At 44.5% G+C, this 19007-nt stretch carries 13 protein-coding genes and 2 tRNA genes; 13 read left to right on the top strand and 2 right to left on the bottom strand.

Annotated features, from left to right (window positions below):
* Positions 1-3: 3 nt before the first annotated feature.
* A complete protein-coding gene (locus SKC35_RS06350; RefSeq protein ID WP_377978559.1) occupies positions 4-441 on the bottom strand; it encodes a hypothetical protein in 438 nt (145 codons plus the stop codon).
* A 108-nt stretch (positions 442-549) separates the two neighbouring features.
* Here SKC35_RS06350 and SKC35_RS06345 point away from each other — a divergent pair, with 108 nt between their 5' ends.
* From SKC35_RS06345 to tgt, 7 genes are all read left to right on the top strand, one after another.
* Positions 550-948 (top strand): DUF983 domain-containing protein, encoded by a 399-nt coding sequence (locus SKC35_RS06345; protein ID WP_377978558.1) that lies wholly within the window; start codon positions 550-552, stop codon positions 946-948.
* Positions 935-2005 (top strand): LptF/LptG family permease, encoded by a 1071-nt coding sequence (locus SKC35_RS06340; RefSeq protein ID WP_377978557.1) that lies wholly within the window; start codon positions 935-937, stop codon positions 2003-2005. Before SKC35_RS06345 ends, SKC35_RS06340 begins: the two co-directional genes overlap by 14 nt.
* 2 nt (positions 2006-2007) lie before the next feature.
* Positions 2008-2922, top strand: a complete 915-nt coding sequence (locus SKC35_RS06335; RefSeq protein ID WP_377978556.1) for a DMT family transporter — start codon at positions 2008-2010, stop codon at positions 2920-2922.
* 183 nt (positions 2923-3105) lie between these two features.
* On the top strand, positions 3106-3933 hold the full coding sequence (locus SKC35_RS06330) for a sugar phosphate isomerase/epimerase family protein (protein WP_377978555.1): 828 nt from the start codon (positions 3106-3108) through the stop codon (positions 3931-3933).
* 65 nt (positions 3934-3998) lie between these two features.
* Complete coding sequence (locus SKC35_RS06325; protein WP_269001380.1) at positions 3999-5111, top strand: Gfo/Idh/MocA family protein; 1113 nt, start codon at positions 3999-4001, stop codon at positions 5109-5111.
* Positions 5112-5114: 3 nt separating this feature from the next.
* Positions 5115-8720 carry a PVC-type heme-binding CxxCH protein gene (locus tag SKC35_RS06320; RefSeq protein ID WP_377978554.1) on the top strand — a complete coding sequence of 1202 codons (3606 nt, stop codon included), beginning with the start codon at positions 5115-5117 and terminating at the stop codon, positions 8718-8720.
* Between the two features lie 133 nt (positions 8721-8853).
* On the top strand, positions 8854-9987 hold the full coding sequence (tgt, locus tag SKC35_RS06315; RefSeq protein WP_130895498.1) for a tRNA guanosine(34) transglycosylase Tgt: 1134 nt from the start codon (positions 8854-8856) through the stop codon (positions 9985-9987).
* Positions 9988-10013: 26 nt separating this feature from the next.
* On the opposite strand, the gene SKC35_RS06310 is transcribed toward tgt, so the two are convergent.
* Positions 10014-10484 (bottom strand): Lrp/AsnC family transcriptional regulator, encoded by a 471-nt coding sequence (locus tag SKC35_RS06310; protein WP_223131645.1) that lies wholly within the window; start codon positions 10482-10484, stop codon positions 10014-10016.
* Positions 10485-10582: 98 nt separating this feature from the next.
* Between SKC35_RS06310 and SKC35_RS06305 the strand changes: the two genes are divergently transcribed.
* The 6 genes from SKC35_RS06305 (at position 10583) to SKC35_RS06280 (ending at position 19006) form a co-directional block, all read left to right on the top strand.
* A tRNA-Gly gene (locus SKC35_RS06305) sits at positions 10583-10655 on the top strand.
* Between the two features lie 43 nt (positions 10656-10698).
* Positions 10699-10784 (top strand) — tRNA-Leu (locus SKC35_RS06300).
* Positions 10785-10916: 132 nt separating this feature from the next.
* Positions 10917-12077: a helix-turn-helix domain-containing protein gene (locus tag SKC35_RS06295; RefSeq protein ID WP_377978553.1), complete on the top strand. Its 1161-nt coding sequence runs from the start codon at positions 10917-10919 to the stop codon at positions 12075-12077.
* Between the two features lie 103 nt (positions 12078-12180).
* A complete protein-coding gene (locus SKC35_RS06290; protein ID WP_377978552.1) occupies positions 12181-12783 on the top strand; it encodes a hypothetical protein in 603 nt (200 codons plus the stop codon).
* Positions 12784-12808: 25 nt separating this feature from the next.
* A complete protein-coding gene (locus tag SKC35_RS06285) occupies positions 12809-16750 on the top strand; it encodes a beta strand repeat-containing protein (protein WP_377978551.1) in 3942 nt (1313 codons plus the stop codon).
* Between the two features lie 210 nt (positions 16751-16960).
* Entirely contained in the window at positions 16961-19006 is a 2046-nt protein-coding gene (locus SKC35_RS06280; RefSeq protein ID WP_377978550.1) for a hypothetical protein, read from the top strand.
* The last annotated feature ends 1 nt before the right edge of the window (position 19007 follow it).

Genomic DNA, 19007 nt, shown 5'->3' with positions numbered 1-19007 from the left:
TTTTTAGGCAAATAACGCAGCTAAGCGGCTCCAAGGGATACGGCTTAAAATCAAAACTAGACCAAGGCCGTTCAATAACCACATGTTTTTGAACTTCGCGGCATCGGTGATGGCTTTCTTGTTTTTGGCATTCACTACCGTCGCTAAAACAATCGCGATAATGTTAACTGAAACGTGTTCTACTAAGATTAAGCGAGTCGCTGAATCTTTCATAGCTGCACCAAAATCAGCAAATGCTGCTGTTGTTACCGGGCTAAGCGCTACATAAAGCACTAATCCGATCAATAATTGCGTGTGTAATGAGATCATGTAAAACAAGCCTACTTTGCGATCAGATTCTGTGAAAGTTTTGCCTGTCAAGCCTTTGAAAATAGATAAAATTCCTAGGGCTAAAACCACTAGAAACAAGATCGAGTGAATGGTAACGAAAGTTGAATACATAAGAGTGTGTTTAATTTTAACAAAGATACAAAAAGCCTCCGTAACGTGACCTTTGTTACGTTTAATCGTCTAATTTTCTTTACCTTTGGGCATAAATTACCCGATTCTATGTCAAATCCCAGCAAGCTAACGGCTATGTTTAACGCCCGTTGCCCGCATTGCCACGAAGGCCGTCTGTTCAAATATAAATGGTGGAATGTTCTTAATTTTGCTCAAATGCACGAACACTGTCCATCCTGCGACGTTCGTTACGAAGTGGAGCCTGGATTTTTCTATGGTGCGATGTATATTTCCTATGCGTTTACGGTGGGAATCATGTTAGTGGGGGGGATTTTGGTCTTTAATTTCCTAAACGATCCTCCGGCAGAGGGCTACGTGGTGCCTATCACGACCGTTTCGCTGCTGTTAGTGCCGGCTAATTTTAGGACAGCTCGTGTATTATTTATACATTGGTTCTCTGGTTTAAAATACGACCCAAGCGCTGCTGCTAAGCATGAAAATTCTTGATTATTACATTTTAAAGAAATTTCTGAAGACCTACGTTTTCGCCGTTTTCATCATCGTTCTCATCGTGATGGTGATCGACTACACGGAGAAAATCGATGATTTCATTCGCAAAGAGGCTCCTTTACGGGAGATTCTCTTGGATTATTACCTGAATTTCATTCCCTATTGGGCCTCGTATATTAGTCCTTTAATGGTCTTTATCGCGACCGTTTTCTTTACCGCAAACCTTGCAGCCAAGACAGAAATTATTGCCATTCTTAGTTCTGGAGTTAGTTTTACGCGCTTGATGCGTCCCTATTTAATCGGTTCAGGCATCTTAGCGATTGGGACCTTTTTTATGATCGGTTGGGTAGTGCCAAACGCGAACAAGATTCGCGTCCCTTTTGAGCATAAATACATCAATAACACCTACTATTTCGACAAGCGCGACGTCCACATTAAGATTGGGCCAGAAACGTACGCCTATTTAGAGACCTACGATAACACGACGAATACGGGCTATCGCTTCAGTTTAGAGCGTATTGTGGGGACGGAAATTCAGCAGAAATTGATGTCGGATCGCATCACTTGGGACTCGACTTCGAAGAAATGGACGATTCATGATTACCGCATTCGGACGACAGGGGCGACCTCGTTGAAGTTTGGCGCGAAGATCGATACGACGCTTAATTTGTTTCCCAAAGACTTCGAGAACAAACACTTATTACATGAAACCTTTACCCTGCCAGAGCTAAATCGCCACATTGACTTAGTGCAATCGCGCGGTGCGGACGGGATCGAAGTCTTTCAAATCGAGAAATACCTCCGTTTCGCCAATCCTTTTTCGGTGATGATTTTGACCATTATCGGCTTCTTGGTTTCGGCTCGAAAAGCACGCGGCGGCGTTGGATTCCAGATTGCGTTGGGCTTTAGTTTGGCTTTCATTTATATCCTCTTCTTTATGATGAGTAAGGGAATTGCGGAGGGGGGAGGAATGCCTCCGTTATTAGCGGTTTGGCTACCTAATATCGTGTTCTCCGCCGTGGGTGTGGGACTTTATTACACTATCCCGCGCTAATTATGAGACAGGCTCCTCAGCTTCTCGACTATTTTAAGATCCATTTTATTGTGATTTTGTATGCGTTTACCGCCATTCTGGGGAACGCGACAGAGGCGAATGCGCTGACGATTGTCTTCTTTCGTTGCGTGATTGCGGCGGCTGGATTAGGGCTGATGCTCGCTGCTTCTAAAAAGTCCTTTCAGGTTGCCGCTTCGGTTTTAAAGATCTGGCTGCTGAATGGCGGATTTGTAGCGCTTCACTGGTTGTTATTTTTCGGTGCTGCCAAAGTTTCTACGGTTGCCATGTGCCTCGCCGGTCTTTCTACCCAGACCTTTTGGACCTCCATTTTAGAGCCCATTGCGAAGAAAAAACCCATTGCGAAGATCGAAGTGTTTCTCGGAATCTTAGTAATTATTGCCTTAGGCATTATTTTCTCAGTAGAGCCAGGTCAATGGATTGGTTTGGTAATGGGCATTGGGGCAGGATTTTTTGGGGCCTTATTCTCTGTCATTAATGGAAATTATACCCACACCCACGACCCTAAATTGATTACCGTTTATGAGATGGTGGCGGCAGGATTCGTCACGGGTGCCGTTTGGTTGAGCGGCCTTTTAGGCGGTTCGCCTGGCTTCGTTCCGATTGGACTTGATTGGCTCTGGATTAGTATTTTGGCAGTCGTTTGTACCGTTTATGCGTACACCGAGACCATCCATTTGTACAAGGTTTTCTCCGTCTTTTCGATCAATCTCGTAATCACGCTCGAGCCCGTATATGGAATTTTGCTGGCGGTCTTTATTTTTGGCCAAAAAGAAGTCATGCAACCCGCTTTCTACTGGGGAACTGGTCTGTTGGTGCTGACGGTGATGGCGCATCCTTTTTTGTCGCGGAGCGACAAAAAACAGTTGCCAGTGGTCAGTAGTCAGTGGATGGAGTGAACTAGTCATTTACCATTCACCATTCACCATTTACCGTTTCTTTTCTCTACTCTCTTATCTATTATCTCTACTCTCAATCAGGACAGACTAGTAGAATTACCCATTTTTTTCTTTTATATTTAGTCGTTTTTGGAACCAGTGGACTACTGCCCACTGACAACTGTCTACTGACTTACTAAACCTATGAACCCAATCGCCATGAATCTGCTCGTTTACGGGCCAGATATGAATGAATCTGTATTATCAGAGCTTGCCTTTATTCAAGAGGTGGGTTATCAAGGCGTTGAAATTCCGGTATTTAATGTTGATTTAGCGCATTGGTCTGCTTGGAAAAAGGAGGTCGATCGGCTGGGTTTACAACCTTTCGCTTGTGCGATTGCGGGGCCTGCGGAGAATTTGATTTCGCCGGATCCAGCTGTTAGAGCGGTGGGAATTGCGTATTTGAAAGGGGCGGTAGATGTGGCGGCTTATTTAGGGTCACCGTATTTGTCTGGTCCGTTTCATTCGGCGCTTGGTGTTTTTTCAGGAGCCAAAGCCACCCAACAAGAAATCGACTGGTCCATCGCCAGCATCCGAGAAGTGGCAGATCATGCGGCCACGAAAAACATCACCCTTTGTTTAGAATATTTAAACCGTTTCGAGAGCTATTTGGTCTCGTGTGCGGATGAATTATATGCCTTAGTGGAGCAGATTAATCACCCGTATGTGGAGATTATGTTTGATACGTTCCACGCGAATATCGAGGAAGTGAGTACAGCAGACGCGATTCGTCGGATTGCGAAGCGGACGCCGCACATTCAATTGTCGGAGAGTACACGGGGAATTTTGGGCGAGGGACAAGTGAACTGGCCGGATGTTTTGCAGTCTATTAAGGACATTAACTATTCAGGCTGGCTCGTGGTGGAGGCCTTTAGCGAGAAATTACCAGCGGCCCATATTTGGCGAAAAATGTTTAATTCTGAAAGAGAGTTAATCGAGAAATCATATAAAATGGTAAATGATAAATGGTGAATGGTAAATGAATGGTAAGTGGTAAATCAATGGTAAATGTTGGTTGAATTGAAATCTTTTAAACTATGAAAAAATATAACGTTGCGATTGTCGGACTAGGTTTCGGCGCAGAATTTATTCCTATTTATTTGAAGCATCCGTTGGCGAATATGTATGCGATTTGCCAAAGAAATGAAGAAAAACTCAACTCCATCGGGGATGCGTATGGGATCGAGACGCGCTACACGGATTTTGAGAAGCTAATCCAAGACCCCAATGTAGATGTCGTTCATATCAATTCTCCTATTCACTTGCATGCAGAACAGACGCTTAAGGCGCTTAATGCGGGTAAACACGTGGCTTGTACGGTGCCTATGGCGACGACCGTAGAGGAATGCAAAGCGATCGTGGAGGCGAGCAAGCGCATGGGCAAGAAATACATGATGATGGAGACCGTGGTCTATGCGCGCGAGTTTTTGTACATCAAAGAATTATACGAAAAGGGTGAGCTAGGCAAGATTCAATTCTTGAAAGCTTCGCACCAACAAGATATGGACGGATGGCCGGATTATTGGCCAGGTTTGCCTCCGATGCACTATGCGACACACTGCGTAGGGCCGGTGGCTGGATTGTTACGTTTGGAAGCGGAATATGTTTCTTGCTTCGGATCGGGTACGATTCGCGAAGAATTGATTCAGCATTATAATTCGCCATTTGCGGTGGAATCAGCGCACATTAAGTTCCGTGATTCGGATTTGAGCGCGATGGTATACCGTTCGCTTTTCGATGTGGCGCGTCAATACCGTGAGAGTTTTGAAGTATATGGATCGAAGAAATCGGTAGAATGGCCTTTAATTGAAGGCGAAGAATTAGTGGTGCATACGGCGAAAAAACCGGAGCCAGAGATTCCATCTAAGGTGCCTACGCCGGATTTTGCCCATTATTTACCGGAAGAAATTCAACGTTTCACGACTAAAGGCGTGTACGATGAGGAGGATAACACCCACCTTTCGTTTACCCAAGGGGGTGGACACGGTGGATCGCATCCCCATTTGGTGAATGAATTCTTGCAAGCTTTGGCCGCAGATCGCGATCCATTCCCGAATGCTCCGCAGTCCGCTAACTGGACGTCGGTAGGTATACTAGCTCACGAATCTGCTCTTCAAGGCGGAAAAATTATTGAAATTCCTAAATTCTAAGCCATGCGTTTTCTCTTATTTGCTGCGGCACTTTTGTTTCAATTTTCAGTTTCGGCTGCTCCAGGCAGACGTCTCGAATTATTGTTTTTAGGCGATAAAGGCCACCACAAACCCTTTGACAGATATCCTGCGCTGCAATCCGCGGTGGGCATCAAGGGGATGAATATCACCTACACGGAATCCTTGAAGGATTTGAATGAGGCGTATTTGAATAAATTCGATGCCTTGGTGATCTATGCGAACCATGATTCGATCGCATCACCGCAGGAGAAAGCGCTCTTGAATTATGTGGCTTCGGGTCACGGTTTAGTGGCGATTCACTGCGCGTCGTTTAACTTCCGGAATTCGAAGGAATTTGTGAAGATGGTGGGCGGTCAGTTTTGGCGCCATGGGATGGATTCGATTCGCGTGAAAAACGAGGCGAACACCTACGTGAAGATTAAGACGGTCGACGAGACCTATTTGCACAGCCAATTGCAGCCGGATAACCAGATTTGGCAATCACGAATTCTAGGACCAGAGCAGGCCAAAGATAAGCCAGGTGCCACCACCGAACCTTACACTTGGACGCGTACGTATGGAAAAGGAAATGTATTTTACACAGCCTATGGACACGATGAGCGTACCTGGGAAACCGAAGGATTTCAAGATCTAGTGACGCAAGGTATTCTACATGCGGTAGGGGCAGAGAAAAGAGCTTTATTAATGGCATTGAATATCCCGGTATTGAAATACCGCGAAGCGAAATTGCCTAACTACGAGAAACGCGAAGGCGCTCAATTACAGCAATTACCTTTAAGTCCAGAAGAATCAGTGAAGTTTATTCAGGTTCCGGTGGACTTTAATTTGCAGGTTTTCGCTTCTGAACCGAACGTGATGCACCCGATCGCGATGGCGTGGGATGAGCGCGGACGTTTATATGTGTTGATCACGAAAGACTATCCAAACGAACGCAAAGAAACCGGCGGAAGCGATTACATTTTATTGTGTGAAGACACAAACAAAGATGGCAAAGCAGATAAATTCACGAAATGGGCGGAAGGCCTAAGCATTCCTACGGGGATGGTGTTCGCAAATGGAGGCTTGATTATTTCCCAAGCACCGCACATGATCTTGTTGAAAGACACGAATGGCGATGATGTGGCGGATGAGAAGAAGATTTTATTCACCGGTTTTGGAACAGGTGATACCCATGCTGGACCGTCGAATTTGCATTATGGATTCGATAACTGGATTTGGGGTTGTGTGGGTTATTCAGGATATAAGGGCAAAGTGGGAGCGGATTCGCTACAATTTGCGCAGGCATTCTTCCGCTTCAAGCCAGATGGTTCGAAGATGGAACACATGACAACGACTTCGAATAATACCTGGGGCTTCGACTTCAACGAGGCAGGTGATGTGTTCGGTTCGACGGCAAATAATGCGCACGGCTGGTATATGGCCATTCCGCACCGCAATATTTGGCATGCACCTATGACCTTGAATGGTTCCAAAAATACAGATACGCACAAGGACATGCGTACGATCACGAAGAAAGTGCGTCAGGTCGATGTTTTTGGCGGATTTACAGCAGCCGCAGGACATAATTTCTACTCTGCGCGCTCGTTCCCGAAAGAATATTGGAACCAAATCGCTTTCGTTTCAGAACCAACGGGTCACGTGATTCACCAAAATCGCCAGGTGCCGACGGGCTCTGATTTCAACGACAAAGAAGCATTCAACTTCCTAGCCGGTGCTGACGAATGGGTATCTCCGGTGTTTGCGCAGGTGGGTCCGGATGGAGCTGTTTGGGTGGCGGACTGGTATTCGTACATCATTCAGCACAACCCGGTTCCGCAAGGATTTAAAAACGGTGGAGGTAATGCCTACGACACGGATTTACGTGATTTCACCCACGGTCGTATTTACCGCGTAGGGTATAATAAAGCACCAGAATACACGCCAGTTTCCTTGAAAACGCAGGCGGAATGTGTGGCGGCTTTGAGTAATTCGAACTTGTTTTGGCGTTTACAGGCGCAGCGTTTGTTAGTAGAACGCGGAAATAAGGATGTGGTTCCGGCTTTGGTAGCGCTTTTAGGTTCTGCCAAAACCGATGAAATCGGTCTCGCTCCTGGTGCCATCCACGCGCTTAGAACGTTAGAAGGTTTAGGTGTTTTACCAATGTACGCTCTAGCACGTGCGATGAAACATACATCGGCAGCGGTTCGTAAGCAAGCGGTGCAGGTATTGCCTCGTACGGCGGCTTCGGCGAAATTGATTTTGGACCAAAAAATGCTGAACGACAAAGACTCCTTAGTCGTATTGCATTCCATTTTAGCTTTAATCGAATCTCCCTCTTCTCCAGCAGTAGAAGCGGCGATGGCGCGTAAAATCGCGGTCTCTGCTAAAACAACGGATCGTTGGATTCCAGACGCTTTAGCGGCCTATGTAATGGCCGGTGGTCCTGCACGTCGTGCGGCATTCATTGCTAAACAAGGCGCTCAATCAAGCGCGGTGGTAGCAGAGAAATTAGCGAAGGAGGCTAAAAACCCATCGACAGCTGGCACGGAATCAGGCCTAGATTTAGTCGTGGAAGAAGTACAAATCAAAGGCGGAAACTTCCGTTTACGTGAAGGCGCTAGTTTCGTGATCCGGGTGAAAAACAGAGGCGATAAAGCCTTGCCAAAAGGCACCCCACTTCCGTTAACCGTCAAAATCGAAGGAATGGGCCGTCGTACGGATTTGGAATCTTACACGTTCACAGACGGTGCGGCTCCAGGTGAAACGGTCTCTGTCGTGAAAAATAACAACGGTCCTTGGACAGGAAACCTAGGCTGGACGGCAGACGAAGCAGGCAATTACGTGATGGAAATTGCTTTAGATACGAAAGCCGTATTAGGCGAATCGAATCGCAACAATAATATCTTCAGACAACCGATCGTGGTTTCTTTACCAGCGGATTTAGGGTCGTATATCGTAGAGAAATCGTTCCGCGGAATGACCTCAGATGATTCAGCGAATGATATCGTTGCTTTGTTACGTTCGATCAAACAAGTGGCTAGCCCTACCATGGGTGCGGCTTTGAAAGGCGCTTCAGCTACTTGGAATGCAAAACGCGTGGCAGAATTATCTGCTGAAAATACGGACTTCCTAAAAGGTTTAGGTAAGCAATTACGTCCGCAGGATGTGGAGGCGTATGAGCGTTTAGCGGGTCTTTGGAAAGTAGAAATTCCAACTTCCGAAGTGAAAGGAGTAGTCGTGAAACGCACGATTATGACAATCAAAGAAGCGATGAAATACAGCCCAGCGGAATTCACCGTTCCAGCAGGCGCGACGGTCGAATTAATCTTCGAAAACGTGGATGCGATGCAGCACAACTGGGTTTTAGGCGCCTTAGGTAGCCAAGAAAAAATCGGCTTAGCCGCAGACAAGATGATCACGGCAGCAGATGGAGCAGCTAAAAACTACATTCCTGCGATGCCAGAAGTGTTAGCCTACACGCCATTAGTGGAATCAGATGGCCGCGTGAAAGTGGTCTTCAAAGCACCAAGTGTTCCAGGCAATTATCCATTCTTGTGTACGTTCCCGGGACACTGGAGGATTATGAATGGGGTTATGAAAGTGGAATAATGCGGCTTTCGCCACATTAGAGATAGTAGAGTAGAGAGTATAGATAAGAGATTGTAGATTAGAGTTGTGGGATGTTTTTAAATATCTCTACTCTTTACTCTATAATCTCTTATCTGTTTCATAGCTTTGCAGCATGAAATTCTCAATAAGCCACACGGATCCTAGCTCGAAGGCACGCGCAGGGGAAATTACCACAGATCACGGGACGATTCAAACGCCCATTTTCATGCCTGTAGGCACTGCGGGGACCGTTAAAGGCGTTCATATTTCAGAATTAACAGATCCCATTAAGGCCCAAATTATTCTTGGGAATACCTACCATTTGTACTTACGTCCCGGTTTAGAGGTGATTGAAAAGGCAGGTGGATTGCATAAATTCAATGGCTGGCAGGGACCTATTTTGACGGACTCGGGAGGCTACCAAGTGTATTCTTTGGCAGGAACCGGACGAAAAATTCAGGAAGAGGGAGTCAAATTCAAATCACATATCGACGGTAGTATCCACTATTTCACGCCGGAAGGTGTGATGGATATTCAGCGCACGATCGGGGCGGATATTATGATGGCTTTCGACGAATGTACGCCGTATCCGTGTACCTACGAATACGCGCGCAAATCGATGGATATGACGCACCGCTGGCTGGATCGTTGCATCAAGCGTTTTGACGAAACAGATCCTAAATACGGCTATAATCAGACTTTATTTCCCATTGTACAGGGGAGTGTTTATTCTGATTTACGGAAAGTTTCGGCGGAATATATCGCGTCCAAAGGCGCTTTTGGCAATGCCATAGGAGGTTTATCCGTGGGCGAGCCAGTTGAAGATATGTACGCGATGGCGGATGAGGTGACAGATATTTTGCCCAAAGACAAACCGCGTTACCTGATGGGCGTGGGGACGCCGGCGAATATTTTGGAAGGAATCGCGCTCGGAATTGATATGTTCGATTGCGTAATGCCTACGAGAAATGCCCGCAACGGGATGATTTTTACGACGCAGGGAATTATCAATATCAAGAATAAGAAATGGGAGTCTGACTTCTCGGTCATCGATCCACATTTCGTGAATGAGGTGCACGGTCAATACACGAAATCGTATTTACGTCACTTAGTGCGTTGCGAGGAAATGCTAGGCGCCATGATTGCGAGTGTGTGTAACCTGCGCTTCTATCTGTGGATGGTGGGCGAGGCACGCAAGGAAATTCAAGCGGGAACTTTTACGGCTTGGAAAAACCGAATGATCCCGCAATTTATGCATCGGTTGTAAAGTTTCGCAATACGCGAAACGTTTGATCAAGGAATAGGTAAAACCTTACTTTCTTTGAATGAAGACAAGATCACCATCGTCGAAGTGGCAGCCACTTCTTCGATTTCATTGATTTTTTCTAGCATTAATTTCTGATAAGTCGAAATATCTTTGGAAATTATTTTCAGCATAAAATCGCCAGAACCCGTCACGTGGTGGCACTCAATTACCTCTGGAATTTGGTTGATTTGTTTGACGAACGACTCCGTTACTTGCTTCTTGTGACCCGTCAAAGTAACCGTCACAAACGTGCTCACTCCTAAGCCCACTTTTTCTCTATCCACCTGAGCGTGATAGCTTTGGATAATTCCCAAAGTCTCTAATTTCTTTACGCGTTCCAAAGTAGGAGCCGGTGAAAGACCAATTTCTTTGGATAATTGGGCGTTTGTGATCTTCGCATTTTGCTGCAGAATCTCTAGTAATTTGTGATCAGTTTGGTCGAGTTTGTTGATGCTCATATTTTTTTCTAAAGTATAAATTTAGAGAATATTTTCACTAAAATTTGATTTCGACTTGCATAATTCAATAGGAGGCCGTATTTTTGCATCCACAAAACGCGAAAGTAGCTCAGCTGGTAGAGCGCGACCTTGCCAAGGTCGAGGTCGCGGGTTCGAACCCCGTCTTTCGCTCAAAACGAAAAAGCACCATCGGTGCTTTTAGTTTTACCAGGACGCTTGGGTGGTGGAACTGGTAGACACGCGGGACTTAAAATCCCGTGAGCCGTAACGCTCGTGTGGGTTCGATTCCCATCCCAAGTACAATTCAAGCGTCTGAAAAAGCCTTCCTTTACGGGAAGGCTTTTTTGTTTTCTGGCTAGTGCAATGCGGGACAGCGAATCTCAAAATATTGTGTACCTTTCCGTTAACTAATTGTTCTAATAAATATAAAGCGTGATTCCTGCGATTTGTCTTCTCGGATTCTTAGGATCGATTCTTCTTTTGAAGTTTACAGACAAGGTAAATCCCGCGAACCGCTATTTAGGGTATCATTTCTTTTTGAATTCCTTGTTCGGTATTGCGCATTGGGCCTCCGTTGTTTCAGACTCAGAAACTCTGCGAGCAATCTTTACCGTTCATTATTTTCCTATTTATCTGTTAAATACTCCTTTCTTATATTTTTATGTGAGAGCTGTGTTGACTGATAATATTCAAATTAAAGGCTTGGATTATTTTCATTTTTTGCCTTTTGGCATTGTATTGATCAACATTCTTCCTTTCGCGCTTCATTCTTGGGCATTTAAATTGGATTTCGCTTACCGCTTACATCAGGACTTCCGTACTATTTATGAGGTTCCATTTCTACTCATTTCTTTCCCCGTGTATTTTGTTTCTAGGTCGATTTTCTCCCTCATTTATATAGCGGTTTCGTCATATATTGTGTGGCAGGCCATTCAAAAAAGACTTTTGGCAAAATCCCTAGTCCTAAAAAGTTGGTTAATTACCTGTCTAGGTTTAGCGGCTATTTTTAATATATCCTTGTTAGCGTTCAGTTTTTATTCCTTGTGGCAAAATGATTTTGTGCTCATGATGGATGAGCAGGGTAGAGGCAGGACGGTTGCTACCATTTTTATGTCAGCGCAAACTATTTCGATCTACTTTTTCCCTAGAATTTTATATGGTCTTCAATTGAATAGTGGCTCTAGTATGAGTGATGTGATTAAATTAAATGAAGAAATTTCGTCAGTCGCAAAGAGTTTAGATATCTCAAAGACTCGCTTAAAGCAAGTGGATAAACTGATGGAGGTTCATCTGTTGGAAAAAAAATATTTACTACCAGGATATTCCTTGTCGGATTTAGTTTCTGCTATTTCAACCCCAGAACACGTATTAACCTATTACTTTAATAATTACAAAGGCATTACTTTTCTAAAGTGGAAAAACCAGCTTCGGATCGAAGAAGCGGTCAATCTACTGAAGGCTGGCGAGGCAGAAACGAATACGTTAGAAAGTGTAGGGAAGGCCTGTGGCTATAAATCTCGCTCTAATTTCATTCAGGCTTTTAAAGCACAAACGGGGGAATCTCCTTCGGTCTATTTAAAAAAGCTTACGTAGTGATTTGATTCAATTCGGCGAATCGGAACAAGGCCTTTGTCCAAAAAATATTTTTCCGGACATCTTTACACTAATATTGATCTTCAAGATTTAATTCTGTTCTATGAGATCAATTTTTACCCTCCTGATTGCCCTATTTTTTGTTTCTTCGCTACAAGCGCAAACCTGGAATTTCGAATCCGGCAATAACATCACCCGTTATGTTTTTACGAATTCTGCCGGAAATAATCCGGATTTTTTGAAGTCTAGTTCTGGTCTTCATTTGGCGTTATCCCGCGAGAATAAACTATCGAAAGTATTTGTGTATGATTTAGGTTTGGCCTATAATCAATACAACAATGTGGGCGATGTACAGAACATCCCTTTTTCTTATCAAGCTGATTTTATGGGCTTGACCGGTGGCATCGGGCCCTCTTACACGGGTTTACATGGTTTAACGGTTTCTGCCAAAGCTTCAGCAGCCGTCCAAACCCTAATGAACGGCACTCAGTTTCTACAAAACCGCTACCTCGATTTAGCGGATGACGATCAATTTAGCGGCCTGAAATTCTCGGTAGGTTTTACCTTATCGATCACGAAAAAAGTCAACGATCAGCTTTCGGTTTACACTTCTTTTCAACACCTAGACACGAACACTTTCGGTTCATCGACACTGAATTTCGTTCCCTCTACTTTTAGTTTTGGCCTTAAATTAGCCACAAAATAATCCCTCAATCATCTGTTCTATTACCATGAAAAAATTATTACTCCTTGTTCTATTATTTATTTCAGTTGTTGCAAATGCCCAAAAAGGAATATCCTACCAAGCAGTCGTTTTAGACCCAGCCTCCATCGAGTTGCCCGGATCTGACATTACAGGTCAACCGCTAGTGAATGGAAATGTCTCTGTAAAATTTGTTATTATTTCCGGAACGAATATTCAATTCGAAGAGGTGCAACAAACTAAAACGGATGCCTATGGTTTAGTGAACCTAACGATCGGTTCGGTAGCTAGCACAGCATTCAATGCGATGAGCTGGGACGCGAATCAAAAGTCCTTGCAAGTATATGTGAGTTTCGATAACGGAGCCTCTTATACCAAAGTGTCTGACCAAAAATTAACCTATTCGCCTTATGCTTTGTTTGCAGAAACAGCTGGGAAATTAAGTACGACCTTAGGGATTACTGGCGGCGGAACTGGTGCAACAACGGCCGTGGGCGCAAGAGCCAATTTAGGTTTAGGTAATGTGGATAATACCGCAGACGCAGACAAACCCATTTCTGCAGCCACGCAAGCGGCTTTGAACTTGAAAGCGAATGTGGCAGATGTAAATGCGGCGCTAGACTTAAAAGCAAGTGCAGCGATGTTAGCGGCACACATGGCCATCACGGTAGACACGAGTATGCTGGCGACGAAAGCGGCCTTGACAGATTTGAATGACTATGCGCCTATTAATTCTCCTACGTTTACGGGTACCGTTTCTGGTATTACAAAATCAATGGTGGGTTTAGGTTTAGTGGATAATACGACTGATGCGGCAAAGCCGATTTCGACGGCTTCACAAGCAGCGTTGGATTTGAAAGCTAGCGTAGCATCGGTAAACTTAAAAGCCCCTTTGGCCTCTCCAAGTTTAACAGGAACCCCCTCTGCTCCTACGGCAAGTCCTGGAACAAATTCGGCACAAATTGCAACAACGGCTTTCGTTCAAAGTTCAATTGCTTCAAATACGCTTAGTTTAGGGTCGGCTAATGCCACTCCAAATACAAACGGTGCTACATTGGCGTCCAATATATTGAAATTAAGCCCAGCGGATGGCACAAACTCTGGTATAGTCAATACATTTGACCAGACTTTTGGAGGGATAAAAATCTTTAAGGATGGAGCTGCTAAACAAATTATTGCAACGAATGCCGTTTTAGATCAAAGTAACACAACCTCAGCGAATCAAGCAGGATGGACCAACCAATGGCAATCATTTACTGCAGGCACGACAGGAGTATTAAGTTCTATAGAATGGAAAATGGGCACACCTACATTGCCATACGGAACAGCTGCCAATGTTACTATTAAATTATACGAGGGAGAGGGAATTGATGGAACACTATTAACCACTGTTAATGGTTTAACACCAGCCAATGGGAGTAATATCTTTATAAATTTTCCACTCACGAATATAATCGTAACGGCAGGGGCAAAATATACTATGTTATTAACAACTCCTACGGTTAATGTAAGCTGGCTAGATGTAAATATTTCAAATTCTTACGGTAGAGGAAAAGGGAGTAATGATCCAAATTGGGATTATATTTTTAAAACTAATGTTAAGGCCATTAGCTCTGAACCTTATATTACAGCAAATAACTCTGGAGTAATTACTGCTAGTTCTTTTGTGAAATCTGGTGGGACCTCATCAGAGTATTTAATGGCAGATGGTTCCGTTTCTTCTGGAGGAGGATCTTCTTTAGTGAATGTAGGAAATTCTGTAACGGGTCTATTATCAGTTTCAAATGGAGGAACAGGAGTTTCAACATTGTCTAGTTTAAAAACAAATCTTGCTTTAGATAATGTTAACAATACAACAGACGCAGCGAAGCCCATTTCCAATGCTACTCAAACTGCGCTAGATTTAAAATCTCCGTTGGCATCACCTGCCTTCACGGGCGTTCCTTTAGCACCTACCGCAGCTTTAGGTTCAAATACCACTCAATTGGCTACAACGGCATATGTGCAAAATGCCTTATTAAATTCTTCTGTAAGCACTGCTTTAAATGGAGCGATATGGACAAGTGCAACCTCGGGAAGTTTGAATGGAGTAGCATTTACAATAGCTTTAACTTCATCAGTCCCAAGTATTGGATCTCCTAGCTCATGGGTTACGACACAAACCCAGGCAAATTATAGTACGGGTTATTATTCTTCAGGCACATTAAGTTCAACGCAATCAGCAATTCTTGCCCCATCTGGGAGCAGTTGGAGGGTAACTTTTGCATCCCCCATCCCTAATTTAAAACTTTATGTATACTGGCGCTCAAGCGGTATCGGAGGTTCTACACTTTATCAATTTGATCAAGCATTTTCGATTTTGAGTGGTTCAAATGGGTTAACTAAAACCAGTAATACATTGAATATAACTAATTGGGGACAAGGCATTTTGGAATTCACTAGCCCAGTAACAACTTTAAATTTAACGGCAGATGGAACCAGCTGTTGTTCTAGTCAATCAATGACTTTTGCATCAGGTGGCACAATACCGATCTCTGGTACAGGTGAAGTAATTAGAACAGCTTCCCCTACATTAATAACCCCTAACCTAGGAACGCCAAGTACGGTCAATTTGACTAATGGAACAGGCTTACCTCTCTCAAGTGGCATTACAGGGGTACTATCTATTGCCAATGGTGGAACAGGAACATCGACACAAAATTTCGTTGACTTAACTTCAACACAAAGTATTACCGGTGCTAAAACATTTAATTCTAATTTACGAGTAAATGGAATGACCATTGGGACAATTACGTATCCAAATACAGCAGGAACGAATGGATATTATTTAAAAACAGATGGAACAGGAACAGCTAGTTGGGCAGCCATTTCTGGAGGATCTTCCTCCCAGTGGACAACAGCTACCAATGATATTTATTTTAATACCGGAAATGTGGGTATTGGAGTATCTTCACCTGGATCTGGCTTTAACACTAATTTCGATCTTCAGGGTCGTGCGTCTTTTAGAACCAATGGAGCTAATAGTGGTATGATCTTCGATGGATATTCTCCATCTGGTAGTCTGCAGGTGGCAAGAATATATACGGATGCGACAAGTGGTACGCCAAGTGATTTTGTTTTAGGGACCTATCCTAATGGTCACATGAAGCAATTGTTTTTAAAGCAAAGCAATGGCTATGTAGGTGTAAATAATGATAATCCTACAGCGCAATTAGATGTAGAAGGTAATTTGAAAACTAGCGGTACAATTACTGCGGGTGCTGTTGCCTATCCAAACAGTAACGGAAGTGCAGGACAAGTATTAACCGCAAATTCTAATGGGCAAGCTTCCTGGACAAGTATTTCTGGAGGTGGTGGACCTCAAATAATTACGGAAGCTCAGCGTGATGCCCTAAATGTAACAACCTCAGGGGTATTGATTTTTAATAGCAATACAAATCAATACCAAGGCTCTGTTTATTATACCACGGGTTATAATTATAATTACTTTACGACGACTAATTACGGATTTACTGAAATAAGACCCGGTTATGGTTTAACACAAACTTTTACAGGGAAAGGGCAAGTTATCACTTCCGCGAATATCGCTGTGGTCAATATGGGACGTGTAAGTAATACTGGTGATTTTACCTTCGCTATATGGGACGAAACGTATCAATATCCGATATTTAGTACAACAATTACATTAAGCGGAGCTGGAACAGTTTCGGTATCTATTCCAAATAGCTGGATGAATCTGCCACAAACTTTACCAAATGGCCCTTGTTCAATTCGAATTACTTCTGCATCTGGATCTGGAGGATCTGCGGATTTCTTATTAAATGCAGGAGCTAGTGTCGGGTCATTGAGTAATACCTATTGGTCCTCATTGGGTGGAACAGCTGGAGGTTACACAACTCCAGATACGGGACATCAATTAGCCATTGACCTGTTCCCACAAAATGGGCTCAGATGGGTAAGTTTTAATTAAATCATTTATAATTCAACTATAAATAACATAAAACCCTCTGCCTCGGCGGAGGGTTTTATGCTTTTAGCTATAATTATTGGAATAAATCCCCCTCCCCCTTTGCCCTCTGCAAAATCCTAGTACCTTTGTTATCAACACAATACCCTCAATTTATATTCGTATTGCTTCTTAACCACTAATAAGCAATCTGTTCTGTTTAAAAGATTGCTTATGAAAAATTATTTCATTCTCACAGCCTTGCTGTGCAGTTTCTATTGTGCTCAGGCACAAACTCCTTTAAAGTCGATTAATTACCAGGCCCTGATCGTTGATCCGGCCGCGATTGAATTGCCCGCGAATGGGGTGCAGGCGCAGCTGTATTTGAACAAGGATATTTGGGTGAAGTTTGGGATTTATGCGGGGGCGACTTTGCAGTTTGAAGAGTTGCATAAGGCGAAGACGGATGGGTATGGGTTGATTAATTTGGAGATAGGGGCGGGGGAGAATACGAGGGCGGCAGGGACTTTTGCCAGTTTGAACTGGGGCGGTCCGGTGAAGAAATTGGTGACGCAGGTGAGTTTTGATTTGGGTGCCAAATACACCGAGGTTAGCAATCGCGGCCTAAATTACCTGCCGTATGCGCATTTTGCGGAGGAGGCGGGGAAGCTGAGTGGCACGTTGCTACTTACTGCTGGCGGAACGGGTGCGACCTCCGCGGTGGCCGCGCGGTCTAATTTAGGATTAGGTAATGTGGACAATACGGCGGATGTGGACAAGCCGGTGTCTGGCTTGGTTTTGGCCCAATTAAATACCAAAGAATCCCTTTCTAATAAATCTAATTCGATTCTTTCTGACTCCGCTTCGAGCGAAAAATATCCATCGGTTAAAGCGGTGAAGGAGTATGTTGATAGTCGTTCGGCGAATTCGAGTGTCGCAAATCAAGCAAGTTCTGCAAACTTAGCTGCGAAAGCCACGGCTTTAGAAACTGCACGCACCATCAATGGAGTGTCTTTTGATGGATCATCCAATATTTCATTTGCATTAGATTCCCTTAGCGGAATTTTATCCTTAAATAAGGGCGGAACAGGAGCTACGAACGCGGCTGTTGCGCGAACTAATTTAGGGCTTCGAATCGGACTAGACGTACAGGCTCCATTAGTAGCGGGGGTGGATTATCAAAGTCCCATACGGCTCGGGATAGATGTGCAAGTGCCCCTAGTTTCTGGGGTCGACTATCAAGTACCATTATTGGCGGGAGTAAACTACCAAACCCCTTTAATCGCCGGTTCAGGCATTACACTCACTGGAAACACCATCCAAGCCACCGGTTTAACCACAGCTAATCTTTCCGCCACCGCCAGCATTACGAATGGCCAATTAGCCAATAATCAAATTACCCTTGGTTCCACGAGCGCTATTTTAGGAGGAACCTATTCCAGCATGTCCGGATTTAGCTCCCTAAGCGCAACGACTTTCATAGGAGACCTAAGTGGAAATGCGAGCACCGCAACAGCGGCCTTGACCGCAGTTACTGCTGCGTCAGCCACGACGGCCTTAACTGCTAACTCAGCATCGACCGCGACAAGTGCCACTTTCGCGACAGCTGCCACCACCTTATCCTCCCCCCAAACCATTTTCGGCTACCCCTTCGACGGAAGCGCCGCGATTACAGGAATTATTTCCCCCGCCTTTGGAGGAACTGGAGTAAACAATGGTAGCAAAACGATCAGTTTAGCGGGCGACCTCGTGACTTCTGGGAATTATTCCACGACGATAAACACCACGGGCATCACGAACATTACGCTTCCCACCTCGGGTACGATGGCCACGCTAGCCGGCACGGAAACACTCACGAACAAAACCTTTGTGAATTCGAGTTTAACCGGAACGTTAACGCTGGGAGGAACGACATTTCCATCCAACCCGGGTGCCACGGGTCAAGTCCTGAGTTTAACCTCCTCCGGAGTGGCAAGTTGGACGAGCGCCTTGAGAGATGGCTTTGATGAGACCACCGCCACTGGTTCCTCGGGGAATTTAGCAGCAGTTACTGCAGGGCAAACCAATTTTACGTTGACGCAAACACCGCACACAACGACTAAACTGAAGATGTATGTGAATGGTATTTTGATCAGCCAAAACGCGTACAGCTATAAGACCACAAGTGCGTTTACGACGACGGCTACGGCGCCTACGCCTTTTTTGGCCTATGTAACCGCAAACAATGGCTCCTACGTGATTGCCCTAGGAGATCGTATTCAATTTGTTTACTCGTACTAGG

The sequence above is a fragment of the Aquirufa originis genome (genome assembly GCF_042714495.1).
Taxonomy (GTDB): Bacteria; Bacteroidota; Bacteroidia; order Cytophagales; family Spirosomataceae; genus Aquirufa; species Aquirufa originis.
The sequence above is the reverse complement of the archived record's forward strand: the minus strand, read 5'-3'. Positions and strand labels throughout refer to the sequence as shown.

Bases quoted from the DNA above. Each gene is read 5' to 3' on its own strand.
- SKC35_RS06340 (WP_377978557.1), top strand. From the start codon at position 935: ATGAAAATTCTTGATTATTACATTTTAAAGAAATTTCTGAAGACCTAC.
- SKC35_RS06280 (WP_377978550.1), top strand. From the start codon at position 16,961: ATGAAAAATTATTTCATTCTCACAGCCTTGCTGTGCAGTTTCTATTGT.
- SKC35_RS06335 (WP_377978556.1), top strand. From the start codon at position 2,008: ATGAGACAGGCTCCTCAGCTTCTCGACTATTTTAAGATCCATTTTATT.
- SKC35_RS06350 (WP_377978559.1), bottom strand. From the start codon at position 441: ATGTATTCAACTTTCGTTACCATTCACTCGATCTTGTTTCTAGTGGTT.
- SKC35_RS06345 (WP_377978558.1), top strand. From the start codon at position 550: ATGTCAAATCCCAGCAAGCTAACGGCTATGTTTAACGCCCGTTGCCCG.
- SKC35_RS06330 (WP_377978555.1), top strand. From the start codon at position 3,106: ATGAACCCAATCGCCATGAATCTGCTCGTTTACGGGCCAGATATGAAT.
- SKC35_RS06285 (WP_377978551.1), top strand. From the start codon at position 12,809: ATGAAAAAATTATTACTCCTTGTTCTATTATTTATTTCAGTTGTTGCA.
- SKC35_RS06290 (WP_377978552.1), top strand. From the start codon at position 12,181: ATGAGATCAATTTTTACCCTCCTGATTGCCCTATTTTTTGTTTCTTCG.
- SKC35_RS06320 (WP_377978554.1), top strand. From the start codon at position 5,115: ATGCGTTTTCTCTTATTTGCTGCGGCACTTTTGTTTCAATTTTCAGTT.
- SKC35_RS06310 (WP_223131645.1), bottom strand. From the start codon at position 10,484: ATGAGCATCAACAAACTCGACCAAACTGATCACAAATTACTAGAGATT.
- SKC35_RS06325 (WP_269001380.1), top strand. From the start codon at position 3,999: ATGAAAAAATATAACGTTGCGATTGTCGGACTAGGTTTCGGCGCAGAA.
- tgt (WP_130895498.1), top strand. From the start codon at position 8,854: ATGAAATTCTCAATAAGCCACACGGATCCTAGCTCGAAGGCACGCGCA.